This is a genomic window from Flavobacterium denitrificans DSM 15936 (assembly GCF_000425445.1).
In the GTDB taxonomy this organism is placed as follows: domain Bacteria; phylum Bacteroidota; class Bacteroidia; order Flavobacteriales; family Flavobacteriaceae; genus Flavobacterium; species Flavobacterium denitrificans.
Window position 1 is genome coordinate 219,015 of record NZ_KE384379.1, and the last position, 19,635, is coordinate 238,649.

General features: G+C 32.9%; 22 protein-coding genes and 1 tRNA gene. 11 read left to right on the top strand and 12 right to left on the bottom strand.

Features of this window, described 5'->3' with window-relative positions; all coding sequences use genetic code 11:
• Nucleotides 1–150: 150 nt before the first annotated feature.
• On the top strand, nt 151–735 hold the full coding sequence (locus H600_RS0120555) for a hypothetical protein (RefSeq protein WP_026730552.1): 585 nt from the start codon (nt 151–153) through the stop codon (nt 733–735).
• A gap of 119 nt (nt 736–854) precedes the next feature.
• On the opposite strand, the gene H600_RS0120560 is transcribed toward H600_RS0120555, so the two are convergent.
• Nucleotides 855–1,067: a hypothetical protein gene (locus H600_RS0120560; protein WP_026730553.1), complete on the bottom strand. Its 213-nt coding sequence runs from the start codon at nt 1,065–1,067 to the stop codon at nt 855–857.
• Nucleotides 1,068–1,460: 393 nt separating this feature from the next.
• Between H600_RS0120560 and H600_RS0120565 the strand changes: the two genes are divergently transcribed.
• Nucleotides 1,461–1,823: a hypothetical protein gene (locus tag H600_RS0120565; RefSeq protein ID WP_026730554.1), complete on the top strand. Its 363-nt coding sequence runs from the start codon at nt 1,461–1,463 to the stop codon at nt 1,821–1,823.
• A 7-nt stretch (nt 1,824–1,830) separates the two neighbouring features.
• On the opposite strand, the gene H600_RS22370 is transcribed toward H600_RS0120565, so the two are convergent.
• Entirely contained in the window at nt 1,831–2,202 is a 372-nt protein-coding gene (locus tag H600_RS22370) for a hypothetical protein (RefSeq protein ID WP_026730555.1), read from the bottom strand.
• Nucleotides 2,203–2,288: 86 nt separating this feature from the next.
• Here H600_RS22370 and H600_RS22375 point away from each other — a divergent pair, with 86 nt between their 5' ends.
• The 6 genes from H600_RS22375 to H600_RS0120605 all read left to right on the top strand — a co-directional run bounded on the left by H600_RS22375 (nt 2,289) and on the right by H600_RS0120605 (nt 7,112).
• Nucleotides 2,289–2,504 (top strand): hypothetical protein, encoded by a 216-nt coding sequence (locus tag H600_RS22375; protein WP_035108795.1) that lies wholly within the window; start codon nt 2,289–2,291, stop codon nt 2,502–2,504.
• Between the two features lie 503 nt (nt 2,505–3,007).
• The gene (locus H600_RS0120580; RefSeq protein ID WP_026730556.1) at nt 3,008–4,246 is read left to right on the top strand and encodes a TMEM143 family protein; all 1,239 of its coding nucleotides are present in this window, start codon (nt 3,008–3,010) and stop codon (nt 4,244–4,246) included.
• Between the two features lie 69 nt (nt 4,247–4,315).
• Nucleotides 4,316–4,780, top strand: a complete 465-nt coding sequence (locus H600_RS0120585) for an Mpo1 family 2-hydroxy fatty acid dioxygenase (RefSeq protein ID WP_026730557.1) — start codon at nt 4,316–4,318, stop codon at nt 4,778–4,780.
• Nucleotides 4,781–4,811: 31 nt separating this feature from the next.
• The gene (locus tag H600_RS0120590) at nt 4,812–5,288 is read left to right on the top strand and encodes a DinB family protein (RefSeq protein WP_026730558.1); all 477 of its coding nucleotides are present in this window, start codon (nt 4,812–4,814) and stop codon (nt 5,286–5,288) included.
• A gap of 86 nt (nt 5,289–5,374) precedes the next feature.
• Nucleotides 5,375–6,055, top strand: a complete 681-nt coding sequence (locus H600_RS0120595; RefSeq protein WP_026730559.1) for a metal-dependent hydrolase — start codon at nt 5,375–5,377, stop codon at nt 6,053–6,055.
• Nucleotides 6,056–6,260: 205 nt separating this feature from the next.
• Complete coding sequence (locus H600_RS0120605) at nt 6,261–7,112, top strand: alpha/beta fold hydrolase (RefSeq protein ID WP_026730560.1); 852 nt, start codon at nt 6,261–6,263, stop codon at nt 7,110–7,112.
• Nucleotides 7,113–7,118: 6 nt separating this feature from the next.
• Here the strand turns inward: H600_RS0120605 and H600_RS0120610 are convergent, their stop codons facing one another.
• Nucleotides 7,119–7,916: a zinc-dependent peptidase gene (locus H600_RS0120610; RefSeq protein ID WP_026730561.1), complete on the bottom strand. Its 798-nt coding sequence runs from the start codon at nt 7,914–7,916 to the stop codon at nt 7,119–7,121.
• 113 nt (nt 7,917–8,029) lie between these two features.
• On the opposite strand from H600_RS0120610, the gene H600_RS0120615 reads away from it, so the two are divergent.
• The 3 genes from H600_RS0120615 to H600_RS0120625 all read left to right on the top strand — a co-directional run bounded on the left by H600_RS0120615 (nt 8,030) and on the right by H600_RS0120625 (nt 10,021).
• Nucleotides 8,030–8,212, top strand: a complete 183-nt coding sequence (locus H600_RS0120615; RefSeq protein WP_026730562.1) for a hypothetical protein — start codon at nt 8,030–8,032, stop codon at nt 8,210–8,212.
• 313 nt (nt 8,213–8,525) lie between these two features.
• On the top strand, nt 8,526–9,128 hold the full coding sequence (locus H600_RS0120620; protein WP_026730563.1) for a hypothetical protein: 603 nt from the start codon (nt 8,526–8,528) through the stop codon (nt 9,126–9,128).
• 98 nt (nt 9,129–9,226) lie between these two features.
• Nucleotides 9,227–10,021 (top strand): DUF1444 family protein, encoded by a 795-nt coding sequence (locus H600_RS0120625; RefSeq protein WP_026730564.1) that lies wholly within the window; start codon nt 9,227–9,229, stop codon nt 10,019–10,021.
• Nucleotides 10,022–10,232: 211 nt separating this feature from the next.
• Here H600_RS0120625 and H600_RS0120630 read toward each other — a convergent pair.
• The 9 genes from H600_RS0120630 to H600_RS0120670 form a co-directional block, all read right to left on the bottom strand.
• Nucleotides 10,233–10,306: transfer RNA gene (locus H600_RS0120630), tRNA-Arg, on the bottom strand.
• A 92-nt stretch (nt 10,307–10,398) separates the two neighbouring features.
• Entirely contained in the window at nt 10,399–10,848 is a 450-nt protein-coding gene (locus H600_RS0120635) for a GatB/YqeY domain-containing protein (protein WP_026730565.1), read from the bottom strand.
• A gap of 206 nt (nt 10,849–11,054) precedes the next feature.
• A complete protein-coding gene (ftsZ, locus tag H600_RS0120640; protein ID WP_026730566.1) occupies nt 11,055–13,037 on the bottom strand; it encodes a cell division protein FtsZ in 1,983 nt (660 codons plus the stop codon).
• Between the two features lie 94 nt (nt 13,038–13,131).
• Nucleotides 13,132–14,544 (bottom strand): cell division protein FtsA, encoded by a 1,413-nt coding sequence (gene ftsA, locus H600_RS0120645; protein ID WP_026730567.1) that lies wholly within the window; start codon nt 14,542–14,544, stop codon nt 13,132–13,134.
• A 6-nt stretch (nt 14,545–14,550) separates the two neighbouring features.
• A complete protein-coding gene (locus H600_RS0120650) occupies nt 14,551–15,273 on the bottom strand; it encodes a cell division protein FtsQ/DivIB (protein ID WP_026730568.1) in 723 nt (240 codons plus the stop codon).
• Nucleotides 15,260–16,609, bottom strand: coding sequence for a UDP-N-acetylmuramate--L-alanine ligase (murC, locus tag H600_RS0120655; RefSeq protein WP_026730569.1), 1,350 nt, complete (start codon nt 16,607–16,609; stop codon nt 15,260–15,262). The genes H600_RS0120650 and murC overlap by 14 nt, the downstream gene beginning before the upstream one ends.
• Nucleotides 16,610–16,743: 134 nt before the next feature.
• Entirely contained in the window at nt 16,744–17,832 is a 1,089-nt protein-coding gene (murG, locus tag H600_RS0120660) for an undecaprenyldiphospho-muramoylpentapeptide beta-N-acetylglucosaminyltransferase (protein ID WP_026730570.1), read from the bottom strand.
• Nucleotides 17,833–17,877: 45 nt separating this feature from the next.
• Nucleotides 17,878–19,188 carry an FtsW/RodA/SpoVE family cell cycle protein gene (locus H600_RS0120665; protein WP_026730571.1) on the bottom strand — a complete coding sequence of 437 codons (1,311 nt, stop codon included), beginning with the start codon at nt 19,186–19,188 and terminating at the stop codon, nt 17,878–17,880.
• A 70-nt stretch (nt 19,189–19,258) separates the two neighbouring features.
• Nucleotides 19,259–19,618 carry a four helix bundle protein gene (locus H600_RS0120670; protein WP_026730572.1) on the bottom strand — a complete coding sequence of 120 codons (360 nt, stop codon included), beginning with the start codon at nt 19,616–19,618 and terminating at the stop codon, nt 19,259–19,261.
• Between the last annotated feature and the right edge of the window lie 17 nt (nt 19,619–19,635).

The following is a 19,635-nucleotide window of genomic DNA, read 5'->3' on the forward strand; positions in this document are numbered from 1 at the left end:
GCAATTAGATAATCTTAAAAGACTTAATTAATCTGTTTTCTTCAAATTAAAAAAGCCGTAGAAATACGCACTTAAATCTTTCAAATTATTGATAATCTTGTAATTGATTACATCGCAACTCAATTTATTAATTAACCTACAAAACAAATCATGAAAAAATCTACGTATTTAATTATCATCTTCCTTTTAAGTTCTTTTTCAATATTTGCTCAGCAAGAGTCCAATTTTATCAAACCTGAAGTTTTTGATCTTAAAAGTATCATTACGATCGTAAACAAAAGCATCACAGACGCTTCTAAAAAATTAAAAGATAACCAAACCAATCTTAAAATTAAGGAAGCTGAAATCACGGTTCAAACAATCTACGATTTGTCTGGAGGAGGTGAATTTAAACTTATTGCCAAAGCTTCTAAAAAATGGGAATTAGAAAAAACCACTACATTAACTTTCTCCTATTCTACAGCCGAAAATACGATACCAAAAAGTGCATCAAAAATTCCAGTTAGTTTTGAAAAAAAATTAACCGACGCTATCATAAGTGCAGCAAAACAATGGAAAGAATCTACAGGTCCTATAATAGGACTTGAAAAAGATAAATTTAATGTTGAAGTTTCTTTTATGGTCAAAAAACTAACGGGAGGTGGTGTTGAATTTGAGGTTTGGGGCATTGGTGGCGATTTAAGTATTGATAATGAGAATTCGGCAGTGCATACTGTTTCATTAACTTTTCAATAAACGAATAAAACCAGAATCAATGCTCAATCTTTGAGATTGGGCATTTTTTGCTTTAATTAAGATAATGAGAAGAAAGAAAGTGACAAAAGAAAAACGGCATACAACAGCTAGTAAATGGGTTACTCTAACCTCACACAAGTATAACCAAGACAATTGACATAATCGATAATATTTTCGCATTCGAGGTCAATGCCTTCAACTCGTAATATTTTATCACAGTCTTCTAAATCGAAATTAATTTTATAATTTGGAAATTGAGATTGTATCACGGCAATAACGTAGTTTTTGTCGGCTTCTTTCTGCACATTTGTTTTGAAAACTTCAACTATCATGGGGCCAATTTTGATTCTTCTTTTTCTTTGAAAAGGATGATTTAGAATTGTAATTTAAAGTTAGGCAAAAACTTTCAGAATTGAAATTTTTATCTAAGTAAATTCTTTCGAATTTTTAGCTTTTGAGAAATGCTAATATTTCGGAATAAATTAAAATGAATCTCAGGCTTTTCATCCTAAATCAATTCTTCTCTACAAAAAACAGTTAATCAATAAGTTTGCGTTTTTCCGTAAAAATAAAACGCAGAAAATACTCCTATTAGCTTGAGCTAAACAACTTAAAATTTTACGGCTTTTTTTTGCAAAAACAACAATCAGTAACAATTACAGATTTACTTTACAAATCGGCATCTTTTTTGAGATTAATGAAGTGCTAATCCATATTTTAAGAAAATGAACAAAATACTACTTTTTTTCGCTTTATCATTCAGTTTGGCAAGTTTCGGACAAACTATAAATGGCATTCCAATAAAGGAACTAAACGCTGATTATTTACAGATTATTGGAACTTCCAGATTTATGTCTTCAAAATTGAATATCTCAATCGACATTGGACAACGAACAAAACTTTTTTCAAACAATAATGAAACTGCACGTATTAAGGATGAAAATGGACAAGTTTTAATTTTCAATTCGATAATTGATGCTTTGAATTTTATGTCTGCAAATGGATATGATTTTGTAAGTGCAAACATTTTGACTCAAGACGATTCAAATGTGTATTACTATTTAATGAAAAAGAAGACCAAAAATTGATGCGACACTACTCTTCTCTTTTCTTGTAAACCTCGATTTTATCTTCTAAATAAAAGATTTCTTTTTTAAGACTTTCTATTGTTTCTTTTCGAGAGTCAGCTAGGTCTTTATAATGTAAGGAATAACCTTGATCTGAAACTTGAGATCGCAAACTGACAGTTCTACGCAACATTGGGCTTTCATTTCTTATCAACCACTCGCAACTATATTGTGGATATATTTCAACAATCTTTGAAATCCATTTTGCCTGAATGTCGCTATTTTTAGCAATAGCACGAGACAGAACGCCTTTGCTTGCGCCAATTTTTTCTTCAAGCTTAGTTATTCCAATTCCCTCGTTATCAGCTAAACATTTTATATTATCGAGAATTATACCCATTATTTGTAAGAAATACTTTATGAAAAATTTGTGTTTGTTGAAAATTATCACCTATATTTGTTTCGCTATTTAAAACAAACTAAACAATGGACAAAAGTAAGACAAAAAACTACAATTCCTACAATTCTGCTATACTAGAAGCTTTATTTTTAAAATATGGAGTCTCGAAATACTACATCAGACAATGTGTAAAAGGTTCTGTACAAGGAATCAAAGCAGATAAAATTAAAAAAGATTACTCAATTATGGAAAAAGTGCATAGCGATATGGTTTCTAATCTTATAAAAAAGACATTAGACTAACTGCTGTGTTTATTTGAAATCTAAATCCTGACCATGTTTATTGTTGGGATTTATTTTTAATTCAATTGCTAATAATTTGAACTGATGCACAAAAACAGGTATAAATACGCAGTGCCACAATTTTTTTTAATACTATCATTGTGCATAATAATTTTATTCTTGTAGAATAAAGGGGTTTCTGAGAAGAAACCGGGTAAATTTTGTCACTTTTTTTTTGGATTACTAAAGTGGGAGTTTAAATCGCTGGAACCGGTTTAAAATCTCACTTTTTTATTTGGCCACTTTTCAAGTATAATTGCGGTAAAATAGTCTCTCGCAGATTCGGCAATGAAGATTATTTTGCTCGATTTATAAAAATTTTAAAGCTGTGAAAGCTGAGGGAAAAAGATAAACTTTGCAATTCAAAAAATAAATATCATCATAAAAAAAACTTTTTCGAAATTGAATTTCAGGCAGTATTTTTGCATTCTGCAAATGCCACGTATAAAAGCCCAGAAATCAACATGACTCTAGAACATTATATTCCGTTCAACAAAGAATTTTTATTGGAACAGCAAATTACTGCTTTTGCTGAAGACCAAGAAAAAGCCTCTGATTTTAAAAAATTGTTTGATATTATTGAGCATTATTATCATTATGAGTCTTTTAATCTGAATAGGAATTTAAAACAAAACTATGCTCTTTTCGATCCCGATTTGAGTGAAAAAGAACGTAAAAGATTTATTGGTAAAAGTGATTTTCCTGTTTTCAAGGAAACACTTCTAACCGTTTTAAAACGTGGTAATTATTACAGAATTGACAATGAAACTTTAGCATCGGCGATTAAGGAATCTGATTTGATTGGGTTGAATCTCTCTATTGATTTCAACGCTTTTAAAGATTTTGAACTCTATGCACGTGGGCATCACAAAGCAAAGGAAAAAGTCAAAAAATATTTCTTCTGGAAAAAAGAAGTCGAAATTGAATATTACGATCGTGTTTTGGTTTACTTAAACTATAGCGATGCTGATTATTTGCACAAAAAGAAAGTCAAATTAGGCAAAATGCCAATTGATCCGGGCTCTATCGCGTTGAAAATCTTTAAGCGTGTTCCGAAAAACGATCTTGAAACGATTTTTCCAAATGCAATTCCGAGAATGTCTGTCAAGGACAAAATGTTGCTTTGGGTTCCGGGAATTTTTGGTGGAATTTCATTATTGAGCGCCAAAGTAATTCCGGCTTTGATTAATATGTACGATGCTTACCAAACGGGCGAAACTATCGATTTACTGAACAGCAAAACATCCTTAAATCAAGGTTTGATTGCTTTGGGGATTTTGTCCGCTTATTGTTTCCGCCAATACAATAATTTCGTAAACAAAAAAATTCGTTATTCTAAAATGCTTTCTGACAGTTTGTATTTCAAGAATCTAGGAAATAACAGCGGTGCATTTTATTCACTTTTGAATTCGTCTGAAGAAGAAGTTTTGAAAGAAACTATTTTGGCATATTCATTTTTGCATAAAAGCGAAAATCCATTAACTCCTGACGAACTTGATTCTCAAATCGAATCTTGGTTTAAAACCAAACTAAAAACCGATTTGGATTTTGATGTTAATGATGCTTTATTAAAGCTAAAAAACATTGGTCTTGGCATTGAAAACAACGGAAAATGGAAAGTCATTCCGCTTAAAGAAGCGCTTATTACGATTGATGAATTGTGGGATAATGTTTTTGAGTATAATGTGACTCAAAAAATGTAAATTTTATCGGTTATAACCAAAAAGATTTTTCATTAGATTTACAGTAACCTAACTACTAAAACCACAAAAATGAGAACATTAGACCAATGGTTTGCTGAATATGCCGTAAGTCATCAAAACCCAAAAAACAAAGCGATACATTACATTTGCGTTCCGGCGATTTATTTTTCTATTGTTGGTTTATTAATGAGCATCCCGTGTGGAATTATCTCTAATTCTTTAAAATTAAATATGCCTATTATCGAAAACTGGGCTTTTGTAGTTTTGCTTTTTGTTCTTGTTTTTTATATCCGATTATCAATTGCTATGGCGGTTAAAATTGCGATATTTTCTGCAATTTGTTTAGTTGCCAATTATTACATCAGTCAATTTGTACCGTTGTGGATGTTCTCGATTGGCGTTTTTGTAATTGCTTGGATCGGACAATTTTACGGACACAATATTGAAGGCAAAAAACCTTCTTTCTTAAAAGATCTTCAGTTTTTATTGATAGGTCCAGCTTGGGTTGTTGAGAATTTGTTTTCGAAAAAATAATATTTTGTATTTCCTATAAAAAGCAAATTTTATGGAATCACTTACTTTTTATACTCACGAACAGTACCAATATGTAAAAGGTTCCAGAAAAGTTTTGTTCGATTATTGCGAAACGATTTCGTCCGAAGATTTTGTTGATCAAAATACTTCATTCGGACGTGGTGGCAGTATTCGAAATTTATTGGTCCATATTGCAAATACGTATGAATATTGGATTGCTAATCATGTCTTACAGAAAAACAAAATTTATACAGAATTTGAAACCTGCACTACCATAAAAGATGTCAAAATCCTTTTTGAAAGTGTAGATGATTTTATGGCAGAATTTATTTCAAAAATAGAACAGCTCGAAAAAACGGTTTTTGAAAATCCGAACGCTTTGAATGCGACAAAACCGTTTCAGCTTTTTAGTCACGTTATCACGCACGAATACCATCACAAAGGTCAAATTTTATCGCTCAGCCGACATTTAGGCTACACTCCTATTGATACAGATATTATGAGATAACAGCAAACGGTATTTAATGAATTAATTTGGTTGGTATATTTTTTGGATTTAAAAACAAACTATTATTAATTTAAATACCATATCTCATGAAAGTAACTTATTACGGTCATTCGTGTTTTTCAGTTTATGCTAATGGAAAACATCTTCTTTTTGATCCTTTTATTACGCCAAACGAATTAGCAAAAGATATTAATGTCGACGAAATAAAAGCTGATTATATCTTTATTTCACACGCTCATTACGATCATATATTAGACGTTGAGCGAATTGCAAAAAACACTGGAGCTAAAGTTTTAGGCAATTTTGAAATCTATAACTGGCTCTTAAAAAACGGAATCGAAAATGCGCATCCTATCAATCCTGGTGGCAAATTCGATTTTGATTTTGGAAGAGTAAAATGCGTTATTGCACAGCATCCGAGCAGTTTCATGGACGGCAGTTACGGTGGAATTGCCTGTGGTTTTGTGCTGACCACTTCTGACGGAAATTTCTATTACAGTGGAGACACTGCGCTCACGCTAGACATGAAACTTATTCCAAAATTCACGAAATTAGATTTTGCTGTTTTCCCAGTTGGCGATGGCCTTACAATGGGCGTTGAAGAAGCAATTGAAGCTTCAAAACTTGTTGAAGTCAATAAAATTTTAGGTGTACATTATGACACTTTCGGTTTTATTGTCATGGATCATCAAAAGGCAACAGACGCATTTACAAATGATGATTTGAAACTATTTTTGCCAAAAACAGGAAGCACTATTGACATTTAAATTTTTCTAAATACCGCTAAATCATATTCTTTTAGCGAAATAAAATAAAAAAAGAATCCCCAAATTGTTTGTGAGTGCCTATTTATAAAATAATTATTCAAAGGCATTAAAATTGTTTTCATTTATTCATTTATAACCCAAACTCAAAAAATAAACCATCTTAAATCTGCTTTATTTCTTTTGATGTTTATAATAAATTATTCACATGAGTACACACAAAACAAACGCAACAAATTCGGAAACAGAATTTGCTGATTTAAAGGGCAGAAAAATTGCTTATCGTTCAATAGGAAATGGCACGCCAATTATTTTGATAAACCGGTTCAGAGGAACTATTGATACTTGGGATCCGCTGTTTTTAGATTTGCTTGCCGAGAAATACAGAGTCATTACATTTGATTATTCGGGAATTGGTTATTCCACCGGAACTTTGCCAACCAATGTAAAAGAAGTTGCCAAAGACATCAAAGATTTGGCTGATTACCTAAAAATTGAAAAAGCCATTCTTATAGGCTGGTCCTACGGCGGATTAGTAACTCAGGCTGCAACACATGAATATCCTGAACTAACCACGCACACCATATTGCTAGGAACTGGCCCTATAGGAAAAAGAGTCGTCCCTCTTGAACAATCTTTTCTCGATCATGCGTTAAAGCCAATTAATGATCTTAATGACGAAATTGTTCTTTTCTTTGAACCAGAATCTGAAGAAAGCAAAAAAGCGGCAAAAGCTTCTCATGACCGAATTGCGCAAAGAATTGATGTTTCCAAAATTCCATCAACAATGGATGTTTTTCAACTCTATTTTGCAGGAGGTGAAGCAGCATCGGAAGACAAGGACAATTTTAGAGATAAGCTCAAAACAACAAAAACACCAATTTTGATAATTTCTGGAGATCATGACACTAGTTTTGCAGTAGAAAATTGGTATCCGCTTACAAGACAGCTCCCAACATCGCAGTTAATTGTTTTGCCTCGAACTGGACATGCGCCACAACACGAACATGTGCATTTGGTCGTGAATTACATCAATAATTTTCTGGAGAATGCAAAGTAATTTTACTTAAACCTGATCGTTATAATTTATCATTAATTTGACACGTTCAAACAACTCTGGAAATTCTTTTTTAAAGATTTCCGGAGTTTCAAAAAAATGCTCTAAAATTACTGCTAAAAACTCAAATTTATTAGTGTAGGCATAATCTCTAAAATAATTTTTCTCCTTAAGCTTGTTCGCTAAATATTCATCATCAAAATACTTTTCGATTTCGGTGAATTCATCATGAAAAATCGCAGCACCAGGCTGTGAACTTTTTCGGGAATAAAAATGCAATACATGAGTAAATTCATGTAAACCCAAATTAATGTTATCTTTTGTCTGGTGCCCACTCAGGAAATCTTCCCACGAAAAAACCACCGTTTTCATCCTCGGATTATATTCTCCTTTATGATAAGCATCATTAATTCGCGAATAATAAGGTGTTGGATAAATGATAATATTTTCAAACAATTCAAGCAAGTAATTTCGCATTCCGAATGTCAACATTACATAAGTTCCAGCAATGATTAATTTCATATCCTGAGTAACTTCAATGTCTTTTCCATCAAAATTATAATGATCGATAAAACATTTTACCCGGTGTTCAAAATACCTTTTCTTTTTATCAGACAAATTAAAATAATACGGAAATTCACGTCCTAAAACAGTCTTGTCTCTCGGATCAATTTGATGTAAAATTGGATACCAAAACAAATACAATGGCTTATTGAACATTAACAGATAAATAGGCTCAATAATTCTGAATACAATTACTGCTAATACTAAAGCAATCAAGATTCCGATAAAAAAGAAAGCAAACATATTTTAAACTTGATTTGGGAATAGGAACTTTATCGTTCTCTGCTTTGCTAAAATATAAAAACGGAATTAATTATTTCATTATATTAGCATTATAACCAATCAAACTTTAAAATATGGAAAATAAAAACACATTACGATTTACTTTTTCGATTATTGCAATCATTTTGGGTGTTGTATTGTTTAAGCAATTCGACTTTGAAACATTAAAATTTGAGAAGCCTGCTTTGGCCATTATTTATATTGTTGTTTTTATATTCTCTGTTTTTATCCTCATTAAAAACAGAAAAAAGATCTAAAAACTAAATCGTCTTAAAAAAAACTGAGAATCTAGATTCTCAGGCTTTCAAAATTTATAGTGACCTTGGCGGTGCAGAATTCGAACCTTTTGTTAAGAGACTTAAAGATTTTAAAAAATCTATAACCATTTTAACTTGTGTTAGATCTTGTTTTTCTATTTATAAATCTATCTGAAATTTAAAATTATATTCATACAAAAGCATACGATAAACTAAAAGCCTTTTTTGATGATTTATATGCTTATTATTATATATTTGATGATAATAAACCCACGAAGTTTATCAGTTACCATTTATTTTAGAAAATCTGTATATGAAAGAAAATTGGTTATTTATTAAAACTCCTGACCACTATGGAAAACCCGAAATAATAGAATTTGATCAAAATGAAATTAAACATTTCTGGGTTGAAAAAGGTAGAGATAGATCTTTAGTAAAAATTGCCGAAGAAAATACAAATGAACAAATAAGCAAAGTAAAACTTAAACGTGTAAATCTGAATCGGATTCGATTTTTTCGCAATGGGAAAATTTACAAAGTTTTAAGTGATAATGAATCTGTAATAGAAGATTGCGTATTCGAAAATGATTATGAAAAACTAAATGCAACTGAAACCAAACTAACTGAAAATGAAATTCAGAATTTGAAATTTGAATTTAATTGGAATGGTGAAAAAATGAATATACGTTTTAATGAAGATTTGGATTCGCCTGTGATACAAGAAATAAACAAACGTTTAAACAAAGAAGGAAGTAGAATTTTACTTGAAAAACTAGATGACACTTTATTTCTTTCATTTTACTCAGATATTTATCATAACAAACTGATTCCGATAAAATATGTTGATAGGAAAAAGATGATTTTGTACGGTTTCCCAAAGGAGCCTTATGAAATTGTTTGCCCTATAATAGAATAAAAAAACATCTGGTAACAGAAAACACACAATTTCGTAATTCAAACAACTAGTAATTGCGTCAGAATGTTAGTTAAAATTTCATAAAACCAAATCAAATAATGTTCTTCAAAAAGAAAAAAGTCACACCTAAAGAATTTTCTAAAAAATTCGTTAAAATTTTAAAATCAAAAGTTGATGACCTAGTAATAGTAACAATTGACGATTGGGAAATTACAACCAAGCTTGCGGAAAAAGAACATACTCATTTTATGAATAACGCGTATTCAGAATATCAGCGTGAACCAAAAGAACTTAAAGATATTTTAAATAGATATGTTAGTGCCACCGCAAGTCTATATGAAGAGGAAAAAGCAATTACATTGGAAAACATAATTCCTATTGTGAAAGACATTAGATATATCGCAGAGCTTGAGCGTTTAAATTCTGATTATAAAAGCAAACATGTTTTCGAACAATACAATGAAAACCTATATATATTTTATGCAGAAGATAACGAATTAAACATAAAATATTTGACTCAAGAAGCTTTTAATAATTTAGAAATTCAATTTGGTAAATTGAAAGAATTAGCGATTGAAAATTTAAAGCGCATATTGACAATTGAGAGACATGGTGAAAATGGTTACTTTATGCTAACTGCTGGCGGAAATTACGAATCAAGTTTAATTCTTTTGGATATTTGGACTGAAGAAAATTTCGACGTAATAGGTAATATTATAATAGGTATTCCCTCGAGAGATTTACTGTTAATAACAGGCAGTGATGACATTGAAAATTTAAAAAAAATTATTGAAACTGTCGCTGAAATAAATGTCGAAGGTGATCATTTAGTTTCAGAAAAAATATTTGAATATATTGATGACCGATTTGAAGTCTCCGAGTTAGGCCGTTAGTCACCTTTTTAAAATTTGTAAATAAGCGCTAGAAAAGATTTTAAAAAATGATATTAACTACAAAATTGATATAAAAAAATCCTTGATGGGATTCGAACCAAAATTGCTTGCAAACATTGAAACTTTGTACAATTAAAATAAATTTCTAAGGGTTTTCGAACCACAAAAAAGCCTGCAAAATATACACTTTGCAGGCTTTTCATTTTTATAGTGACCCCGGAGGGGTTCGAACCCCCAACCCTCAGAGCCGAAATCTGATATTCTATCCAGTTGAACTACGAGGTCAGTTTATTGATGATTTCAGAATGCAGATTTTAGATTTCAATTGGCAATCTAAAATCTACAGTCTTATCCCGAAGCTTCGGGACTAAAATTATTTACGAAAGTAATTTCTTTACAATTGTAGAAATGGTTTTTCCTTCAGCAGTTCCGCCTAATTGAGCAGATGCCAATCCCATAACTTTTCCCATTGAAGCAATTCCAGAAGCGCCTGTTTCAGCAATGATTTTTGCTACTACAACCTCTACTTCTTCTTCGCTTAATTGAGCTGGTAAAAACTTCTCGATTACTGCTACTTGAGCCAATTCTGGTTCAGCTAAATCAGGACGGTTTTGCTCTGTAAAAATTCTTGCGCTTTCTTTACGCGTTTTAACCAATCTTTGAAGTAATTTAATTTCTTCATCTTCTGACAAATCTTCTTTAGATCCAGAAGCAGTTGAAGCCAATAACAATTCTGATTTAACAGCTCTTAAAGCTTCTAAAGCCACAGTATCTTTAGCTTTCATGGCCGTTTTGATCTCGTCCATGATTTGTGTTTGTAAACTCATGTTTTGTTTTATTTAAAATAAGCCAAAGCCTATTAATTGATAGATTAATTTGGCCCTTCTCCCGAAACTTCGGGACGCTCAGGGTGACATTTTTTTTAAAAGTACTATTTAAAAAGTCAAATTTCTAAATTCTGTGCGAAGATAAAAAAAATAACCCGAAAATTAAATCCAATTTTCGGGTCATCCTTATATTAAGATTTTGAAAACTAATCTACGTTGTCGTGCAAAAATGAATTGTTTGAACGCAATTGCAAATCGTTGTTGCTGTCTGTTCCAACAGAAATTCTAGAATTGGTGTTGTTAGATTGAGAATTTGACAAATCAATTCCTAATCTTTTGTAAGCTGGCTCTTTTTCCAACTCGTCAATTCTTGAAACATTGTTATGGAATTTATAATTAAATTCTTTTAGTTTCTTTCTTCTTTCTTCAGCACGCAAACGCAATGTTTCTTCAATTGTCAATTCCATTGGAGAAACTTCAGCCGTTGTTGTAAAATCAGGCTGACTTGCAAAATCAACTCTAGGTTTCAAAGTGATGTTCAATTCCTCTGGAACTGTATCTTCAACCACTTTTTCAACTGGTTTTGAAGCTGTCAATTCGTTTTCAACTTCCATATATTCTTCTAGAGAATATTTGATGATTCCGTTATCAGAAAGTTCAGTTACTGGAACAAATGAAACTGGATCGTTTACTTTAATATTACGTGTTTCATTTGTTAACTCAAACAAAATTTTAGTTTCTTGTTCTGCAACTGGCTCTTTTTTAACTTCTGGTTCACTTCTAAAAAGTGGCAAATCAAATGAAAAAGTCGTTTGTTCTTCTTTCTCAAAAGTTCTTTGCTGCACAGGCTTTACTTCTTGGTAAGCTGGCACTTCTGGAGTTGAAATTTTAAAATCGATATCAGTTATAGGAGAAACGATTTCAAAAGTCACATCAAGATTTTTTATAAACTCAGACATCACTACCAATTCTTCTTGATTGATTGTTGGCGGTGTTACTGGAGCAACTGGAGTTTGAGCTACGGGAGCAACCGTATCTTCCATTAAATCAAAAACAACTTTATCCTCAGATTTTGCAGTAGGTGTTTCAGCATTTAAATCAAAAGATGCAAGCGGTTTGTTTGTTAGATTATGAACGCTTCTTTGTTCATCTTCTAACGTATGAATAATTTTCTTTGGCTCCGTATTAACGATATCGTTTTGTTGTTCAACATCAAAGCCAGTAGCGATAATAGTTACTGCAATAGCATCACCAAGAGCTTCGTCTTCACCAACCCCCATGATAATATTTGCATTATAACCAGCCTCAGCCTGAATATGATCATTGATTTCTCCAATCTCATCAAGCGTTATCTCATCAGATCCAGAAACGATAAGCAACAATACGTTTTTGGCTCCTGTAATTTTGTTGTCATTTAATAATGGTGAATCCAAAGCAGATACAATTGCATCTTTTGCTCTATTTTCTCCCTGTGCCACAGCAGACCCCATAATTGCCGTTCCGCTATTTGCTAAAACTGTTTTAGCATCACGTAAGTCGATATTTTGGGTATAGTGGTGTGTAATTACTTCAGCAATACCTCTTGAGGCAGTTGCTAAAACTTCATCCGCTTTAGAGAATCCAGCTTTGAAACCTAGATTTCCGTAAACTTCTCTTAATTTGTTATTATTAATTACGATCAAAGAGTCTACTTGCTTACGTAATTTTTCGATTCCCAAAAGCGCTTGCTCCTGACGTACTTTCCCTTCAAACTGAAACGGAATCGTCACGATACCCACTGTTAAGATTTCTCTTTCTTTTGCTAATTGTGCAATTACCGGAGCTGCACCTGTACCAGTACCGCCACCCATACCAGCGGTAATAAATACCATCTTAGTACCACGGTCTAACATTTTTTCTATATCGGCAATACTCTCAATAGCTGACTGCTGCCCTACATCAGGGTTTGCACCAGCACCAAGACCTTCAGTCAAATTCATACCCAACTGAATTTTGTTAGGCACCGAACTATTTTGAAGCGCTTGTTGATCGGTATTACAAACGATGAAATCAACACCTTTAATACCTTGTTTAAACATATGGTTGATAGCATTGCTACCTCCTCCACCTACACCTATTACTTTGATTACATTTGACTGGTTTTTTGGTAAATCAAATGAAATGCTTCCAAATTCTGAGTTGCTCATCATCTTTTTGGTTTTTTTAATTCTTATTTAGTACATTTTTTACTTCGTGACTTGGGGCCAGAAAGTAATCCTTCTCTTTTCTCTATTCGGCTTATATTTATTCAGCGTTGTCTAAAAAATCTTTGATTTTATCGACGTATCTGTCAAAAAATGATCTTCTTATTTTTGTCTCTGTAGACTCTGTTTCCACCTTGTTCACCCTTACTGTTTCTCTAGGCTCTTCAATAGTTTCAACTCTTTCAACGTAGTTTTCTTCTACTTCGTATCGTTGTTGAACTGGCGGTGGTGCATTTCTGTATACAATTTTTGGTTGTTCATTTACAATTTCCATTCTAACAGCACTTTGTGTACTATTTTCAATGCTATTCATTACTAAACCAACAGCTGTTGCAAACAATGGGCTCGAAATTTCTTCACTAGAATTCCCAGCTAAATGCTCATTTGGATATCCAATTCTGGTATCCATACCAGTAATATATTCTACTAATTGCTTAATATGTTTCAATTGAGCTCCACCTCCTGTCAAAACAATTCCTGCAATTAATTTTTTGCGAGGATCTTCGTGACCATAGGCTTTGATTTCAGCAAAAACCTGCTCAATAATTTCCACTACGCGTGCGTGGATGATTTTTGATAAATTTTTAAGTGAAATCTCTTTTGGCTCTCTTCCTCTTAAACCAGGAATAGAAACAATTTCGTTGTCTTTATTTTCTCCCGGCCAAGCTGATCCGAATTTTATTTTTAAAAGCTCTGCTTGTTTTTCAATTATTGAACAGCCTTCTTTTATATCATCTGTAATTACATTTCCTCCAAAAGGAATAACAGCAGTATGACGAATAATTCCATCTTTGAAAATAGCTAAATCTGTAGTTCCACCTCCAATGTCGATAAGTGCAACTCCTGCTTCTTTTTCTTCCTGGCTCAAAACAGCATCTGCCGAAGCCAACGGTTCCAAAGTCAATCCTGATAACTCAATTCCTGAACTTTGAATACATCTTCCAACATTTCTGATTGAAGATGCCTGCCCTACCACAACGTGAAAACTAGATTCTAGTCTTCCCCCATACATTCCGATAGGTTCTTTGATTTCAGATTGTCCGTCGATTTTGAATTCCTGTGGCAAAACGTGGATGATTTCTTCACCCGGCAACATTGCCAATTTGTTTACCTGGTCAATTAAAAGCTGAATATCTTTTTCGCCGATTACTTCCTCCGGATTACTACGGCTGATGTAATCTGTATGCTGAATACTTCTGATGTGTTGCCCGGCAATACCAACCACCACATCTTTTATTTTGTAACCTGAATTGTTTTCTGCCTCAAGAATTGCTTGTTGGATTGATTGAATAGTTTGCGTGATGTTGTTTACAACTCCTCTCGCAACCCCTAGACTTTTGGATTTTCCAATACCCAAAATTTCCAATTTACCATACTCGTTCTTCTTGCCTATCATGGCAACTATCTTTGTCGTTCCAATATCTAGACCTACTGCAATGTTATCTTTTTCCATTTTCTATTATTTTGTGCAAACTACTTGTTCCGTAAACCTAAGGTCAATTTTATTGTATTTGTATAACGAACTATCTAAAACTGCTTTTTGAAAAAACGCTTTATAGTTTCTAAATTTTTTATCAACATTCATCGTTCTACCGAAATCTATAACAAAATCAAAATTTCGATTAAACATTTTTAGGCTGCCATTAGGCATAATTTGTATTGCAATGATGTTCTTTTTCAAAAACGCATCGTCATAAATTGTGCGAAATAAAGCAGCTAAATCTTCGTTATTTTTTTCATTTATTGTCCCTGAAACAAGAGGAACTCGCGCTGTAAAATTATCTGACAAGGGCATTTTACCTCCCTCATAGTCAATATAAAAAGATCGATCACCATCATAAACTCTTGCTATTGGTGTCTTCTGTTTTACTACCGCTTTTAGAACACCATCGATACTTACAAAAACATCTGACTTCTCAATCATGTCTTGCGCATCAAGGGATTTTTCTATCTTATTCAAATCTAGTTCATCTTTTCTAATACTGGAAGCGTCTCTTTTATTTTCTATCAACAATTTATTAACCGTTTCTGCTTTCACAAAAAGCGAATTTTCCCCTACAAAAATGACCATAGATTTTTTCAATTTTCTATCTCCATTTCGATGTTGAGCGAAGGAATATAGAAAAAGAACTAGTCCGAAAATAAGTACTAATCTAATATTTGTCCAATTAAATATTTTCATTTAGCATCTCTTTAATTGATGGCACCATTTCTCCAATATCACCTGCTCCTACTGTTACAATTATTGGCGCATCATTAGCTTTGATCTCTGCCAATAAATCTTCTTTTGCAACAATTTTTTTGTTCGAATTTGTCATTTTGCCCAAAAGCCATTCTGAAGTCACTCCTTCCATCGGGAGTTCTCTTGCTGGATAAATATCCATTAAAAATACTTCGTCAAACTGAGACAAGCTTTCTGCAAATCCATCCACAAAATCTTTCGTTCTGCTGAACAAATGCGGTTGAAAAATAGCCAAGACTTTTTTGCCTGGATACAACTCTCTAACTGCCTGATGAACAGCATTTATCTCTGTTGGATGATGCGCATAATCATCTATATAAACTAACTTATCTGATTTAATCTGATAAGAAAAACGTCTTCTAATCCCTCTGAATGAAGCAATGGCTTTTGCAATAGAGTCGGTCGGGGTGCCGTACGTTTTAGCCATCGCAATAGCCATCAATCCATTCATTAAATTGTGTTTTCCTGGCAATCCAAAACGAAGATCTTTGATAATTTCTGATGGCGTCTGCACATCAAAAACATAGCTTCCGTCTTCAATTCGAACATTGTACGCCTTATATACTGCATCTTCGTTTATCGCGCATTGAACGCCTTCTAAAGGCAATTCTTTAGTGATAAACAGCTTATTTTTATCCTCAACTTTTGAAGCAAATTCTCTGAAAGAATCCTGAATCGCATCGCTTGTTCCATAAATATCCAAATGATCAGCATCCATTGAGGTTACACAAGCAATATTAGGATGCAAATGCAAAAATGATCTATCGAATTCATCTGCCTCAACAACTGTTACTGTTTTTCCAGTTCCAATTAAATTTGAATTATAATTTTCTACAATTCCACCCACAAAAGCAGTAACATCAGCACCACTTTCATACAAAATATGACCTAAAATACTTGATGTTGTCGTTTTTCCGTGTGTTCCGGCAACTGCAAAACTAAAAGTGTCTTTCGTTATAATTCCTAAAACTTCAGCACGTTTTTTTATTTCGTAATTTCTTTCAATAAAATAATTCCACTCTGAATGTGATTTTGGTACTGCCGGAGTAAAAATCACCAATGTATTATCCACAAAATAATCAGTTGGAATCAAATTAATATTGTCCTCAAAATGAATATCAATTCCGCTCTCAATCAATTCACTTGTAAGCATAGACGGCGTTTTGTCGTAACCTGAAACTTGTTTTCCAATATATTTGAAATAACGAGCCAGAGCACTCATTCCGATCCCTCCGATACCTATAAAATAAACGTTTTGTATTTGATTTAAATTCATTTTTTCCTGCTTTAAGCATTAAGCTTTAGGCTTTAGGCCTTCAACTTTTATCTTTATTACTTAATTCTTTATATTCCTTTACACTTTATTATTCTTTAGACAGCACATCAAGCTTAAAACTTATTGCCTATAGCCTATTGAATTAACTTCACAATCTCAGCTACAATGTCTTGTGTTGCTTTCGGTTTTGCAAGTTTTTTAATATTATCACTCAATTGTTTTTGTTTTCCTTCATCTTTTAGCAAAGCTTCAAAAACAATACTAAACTGACTTTCTAATTCAGATTCTCTCAACAAAATTGCACCTTTTGCATCTACAATTGCTTGTGCATTTTTTGTTTGATGATCTTCGGCCACATTTGGAGACGGAATAAATATTACCGGTTTACCAACAATAGATAATTCTGAAACAGATGATGCGCCCGCTCTTGAAATAATTACATCGGCCGCGGCGTAAACAAAATCCATTCTTTCAATAAAATCAACCACTCTTACATTTGGCTGATTGTATTTTTTATAATCTTCAAAATATAACTTTCCGCATTGCCAGATAATCTGAACATCTTGAGAAAGGAAATTCTGCAATTCTTTTTCAATTAATTGATTGATCCTTCTTGCGCCTAAACTTCCGCCTAAAACCAATAATGTTTTCTTATTTGGATCTAAGCCATAGAAAGCAATTGCTTCATTGCGTTTACTTTCAATATCGATCAAATCTTGGCGAACTGGATTTCCAGTCAAAACAATTTTATCTGCTGGAAAAAATCTTTCCAAATTATCGTAAGCAACACAAATAGCATTCGCTTTTTTGCTCAATAATTTATTTGTAATTCCTGGAAAAGAATTCTGTTCCTGAATTACAGTCGGAATTCCCGCTGAACCTGCAGCTTGTAATAATGGCCCGCTAGCAAACCCACCCGTTCCAATTACCACATTTGGTTTGAACTTTTTAATGATTCTTCTTGATTCCAATAAACTTGTTGCCAATTTTAATGGAAACATCATATTTTGTAAAGTCAATTTGCGCTGTAATCCCGCAATCCAAAGACCTTTTATTTCGTAACCTGCCTGAGGCACTTTTTGCATTTCCATTTTGTCTTTTGCACCAACAAAAAGAAATTCAGCATCAGGAAATTGTAATTTTAATTCATTTGCAATCGCAATTGCAGGATAAATATGCCCTCCTGTTCCTCCTCCGCTAAGTATGAATTTATACTTTGTCATCTTTCTAAAAATTACAACTTTTTAAAAAATTCTTATATTTTAATCTTATTTATTCAAAACTGCACTCATCGGATTTCTTGAATTATCTTCGATTGAATACATAGCCTCTTCTTCATAAATTTCATCCGCAGGCAAATCTTCTTCTGCTAATTCTTTGTCAATTAATCTTTGAAGCGCTTCTTTTCGTCTCTCCTTCTCTTCTTTTTCTTCCGCTATTTCTTCTTCCTTTTTCGTAACGCTTATGATAATCCCAAGTCCTAAACATGTCATCCAGATCGAACTTCCTCCTGAACTTATCAGTGGTAATGTTTGTCCCGTTACTGGCAATAATTCAACTGCAACAGCCATATTGATCATCGCCTGAAATATCATCGGAAAACCGAGACCAACGACGACAAGTTTTCCAAACAATGTATTGGCTTTGTGCGATGCGATCACAAATCGGAACAGAAGCAATAAATACAAAACCACTATTGCAACTCCACCAACTAATCCATATTCTTCAACAATAATAGCATAAATAAAATCCGAAGAGGATTGTGGCAAAAAGTTCTTTTGAACACTTTTCCCAGGTCCTAAACCACCTAATTTTCCAGATGCGATAGCAATTTTTGCCTTTTCAATCTGATAATCGTCTTCACCAGGTTTGTTTGTGGTAAAATCTTCGTAACGACCTTCCCAAGTTGCAACCCTATTAAAAAATCTGGAATCTGGAAAAGCTTTCCCAATCAGAATAAAAAAAGTAAGTGCTAAAATTCCTGAACCAATAACGAAACCAAGATATTTTAATGGATACTTTCCAACAAACGTTAGCATCACCACCATAACAAATATTAACGCGGTAGTCGAAAAATTTGCAGGCAAAATCAATGCCAGCGTAATAAACACTGGAATCCAAAGCTGTACTAATGACACTTGAAAAGGTTCATTTTCTTCTTTGGTTTTTGACAAATAACGCGCTACAAAAACAAATAAAACAATAGCAGCTAAAGTCGAAGTCTGAAATGTAATTCCGATGAAAGGAACCTGAATCCAACGACTTGCATTTGCACCGGCAATAACCGTTCCTTTCAACATGGTGTAAAGCAACAAAATCCAAACCACTGGCAGTGCTATTTTTGAAATCGCTCTAAAATAATGATACGGAACTCGATGCACCCAATAAATAATCAAGAAACCAATACAGATGTGAGCCAAATGTTTCACCAAATACCCCAGTGTATTTCCGGTTCCGTGACCAATGTATGCTAAATTACTACTCGCACTAAAAACAGGCATAAACGAAAACAGCGCTAATAAAGCCACGAATGACCATATTACTCTATCCCCTTTTAATTTGTTTACTAGCTCCTTCATTATTTTAGATTTCTGATTTTAGATTTTAGATTATAGATTATAGATTATTTTCTAAAACCTTCGGTTTTTTTTATTGATTGATTCTTTTATTTACTGTTTTTAAACTGCTTACAAAAATTGCTGTTAACTCATTAGCTTCTTTTAACATTGATTCCAATTCTTCTTTAGCAATCCACATCTTTTCTTTTATAATTTCTAGCCAAAACAGCGTTTCATCCGCTTCCTCTAAAACTATATTCATTTTTGCAACAAACTCCCTATCGCTTCTGGCTCTGCATACAGCTCGATAATTTGCTCCGACAGATGTTCCACTTCTTACTATTTGATCAGTAATCGATCTAATCACATTTGTATTTGGCATTTTTTCAGCCAATTCAATTATCATTAAAGAGAATTTCTTTGTTCTCAATTTCATCTCGTCTGTCGTCATAATCAAAAAGAACTTAT

Bases quoted from the DNA above. Each gene is read 5' to 3' on its own strand.
- H600_RS0120555 (WP_026730552.1), top strand. From the start codon at position 151: ATGAAAAAATCTACGTATTTAATTATCATCTTCCTTTTAAGTTCTTTT.
- H600_RS0120560 (WP_026730553.1), bottom strand. From the start codon at position 1,067: ATGATAGTTGAAGTTTTCAAAACAAATGTGCAGAAAGAAGCCGACAAA.
- H600_RS0120565 (WP_026730554.1), top strand. From the start codon at position 1,461: ATGAACAAAATACTACTTTTTTTCGCTTTATCATTCAGTTTGGCAAGT.
- H600_RS22370 (WP_026730555.1), bottom strand. From the start codon at position 2,202: ATGGGTATAATTCTCGATAATATAAAATGTTTAGCTGATAACGAGGGA.
- H600_RS22375 (WP_035108795.1), top strand. From the start codon at position 2,289: ATGGACAAAAGTAAGACAAAAAACTACAATTCCTACAATTCTGCTATA.
- H600_RS0120580 (WP_026730556.1), top strand. From the start codon at position 3,008: ATGACTCTAGAACATTATATTCCGTTCAACAAAGAATTTTTATTGGAA.
- H600_RS0120585 (WP_026730557.1), top strand. From the start codon at position 4,316: ATGAGAACATTAGACCAATGGTTTGCTGAATATGCCGTAAGTCATCAA.
- H600_RS0120590 (WP_026730558.1), top strand. From the start codon at position 4,812: ATGGAATCACTTACTTTTTATACTCACGAACAGTACCAATATGTAAAA.
- H600_RS0120595 (WP_026730559.1), top strand. From the start codon at position 5,375: ATGAAAGTAACTTATTACGGTCATTCGTGTTTTTCAGTTTATGCTAAT.
- H600_RS0120605 (WP_026730560.1), top strand. From the start codon at position 6,261: ATGAGTACACACAAAACAAACGCAACAAATTCGGAAACAGAATTTGCT.
- H600_RS0120610 (WP_026730561.1), bottom strand. From the start codon at position 7,916: ATGTTTGCTTTCTTTTTTATCGGAATCTTGATTGCTTTAGTATTAGCA.
- H600_RS0120615 (WP_026730562.1), top strand. From the start codon at position 8,030: ATGGAAAATAAAAACACATTACGATTTACTTTTTCGATTATTGCAATC.
- H600_RS0120620 (WP_026730563.1), top strand. From the start codon at position 8,526: ATGAAAGAAAATTGGTTATTTATTAAAACTCCTGACCACTATGGAAAA.
- H600_RS0120625 (WP_026730564.1), top strand. From the start codon at position 9,227: ATGTTCTTCAAAAAGAAAAAAGTCACACCTAAAGAATTTTCTAAAAAA.
- H600_RS0120635 (WP_026730565.1), bottom strand. From the start codon at position 10,848: ATGAGTTTACAAACACAAATCATGGACGAGATCAAAACGGCCATGAAA.
- ftsZ (WP_026730566.1), bottom strand. From the start codon at position 13,037: ATGATGAGCAACTCAGAATTTGGAAGCATTTCATTTGATTTACCAAAA.
- ftsA (WP_026730567.1), bottom strand. From the start codon at position 14,544: ATGGAAAAAGATAACATTGCAGTAGGTCTAGATATTGGAACGACAAAG.
- H600_RS0120650 (WP_026730568.1), bottom strand. From the start codon at position 15,273: ATGAAAATATTTAATTGGACAAATATTAGATTAGTACTTATTTTCGGA.
- murC (WP_026730569.1), bottom strand. From the start codon at position 16,609: ATGAATTTAAATCAAATACAAAACGTTTATTTTATAGGTATCGGAGGG.
- murG (WP_026730570.1), bottom strand. From the start codon at position 17,832: ATGACAAAGTATAAATTCATACTTAGCGGAGGAGGAACAGGAGGGCAT.
- H600_RS0120665 (WP_026730571.1), bottom strand. From the start codon at position 19,188: ATGAAGGAGCTAGTAAACAAATTAAAAGGGGATAGAGTAATATGGTCA.
- H600_RS0120670 (WP_026730572.1), bottom strand. From the start codon at position 19,618: ATGACGACAGACGAGATGAAATTGAGAACAAAGAAATTCTCTTTAATG.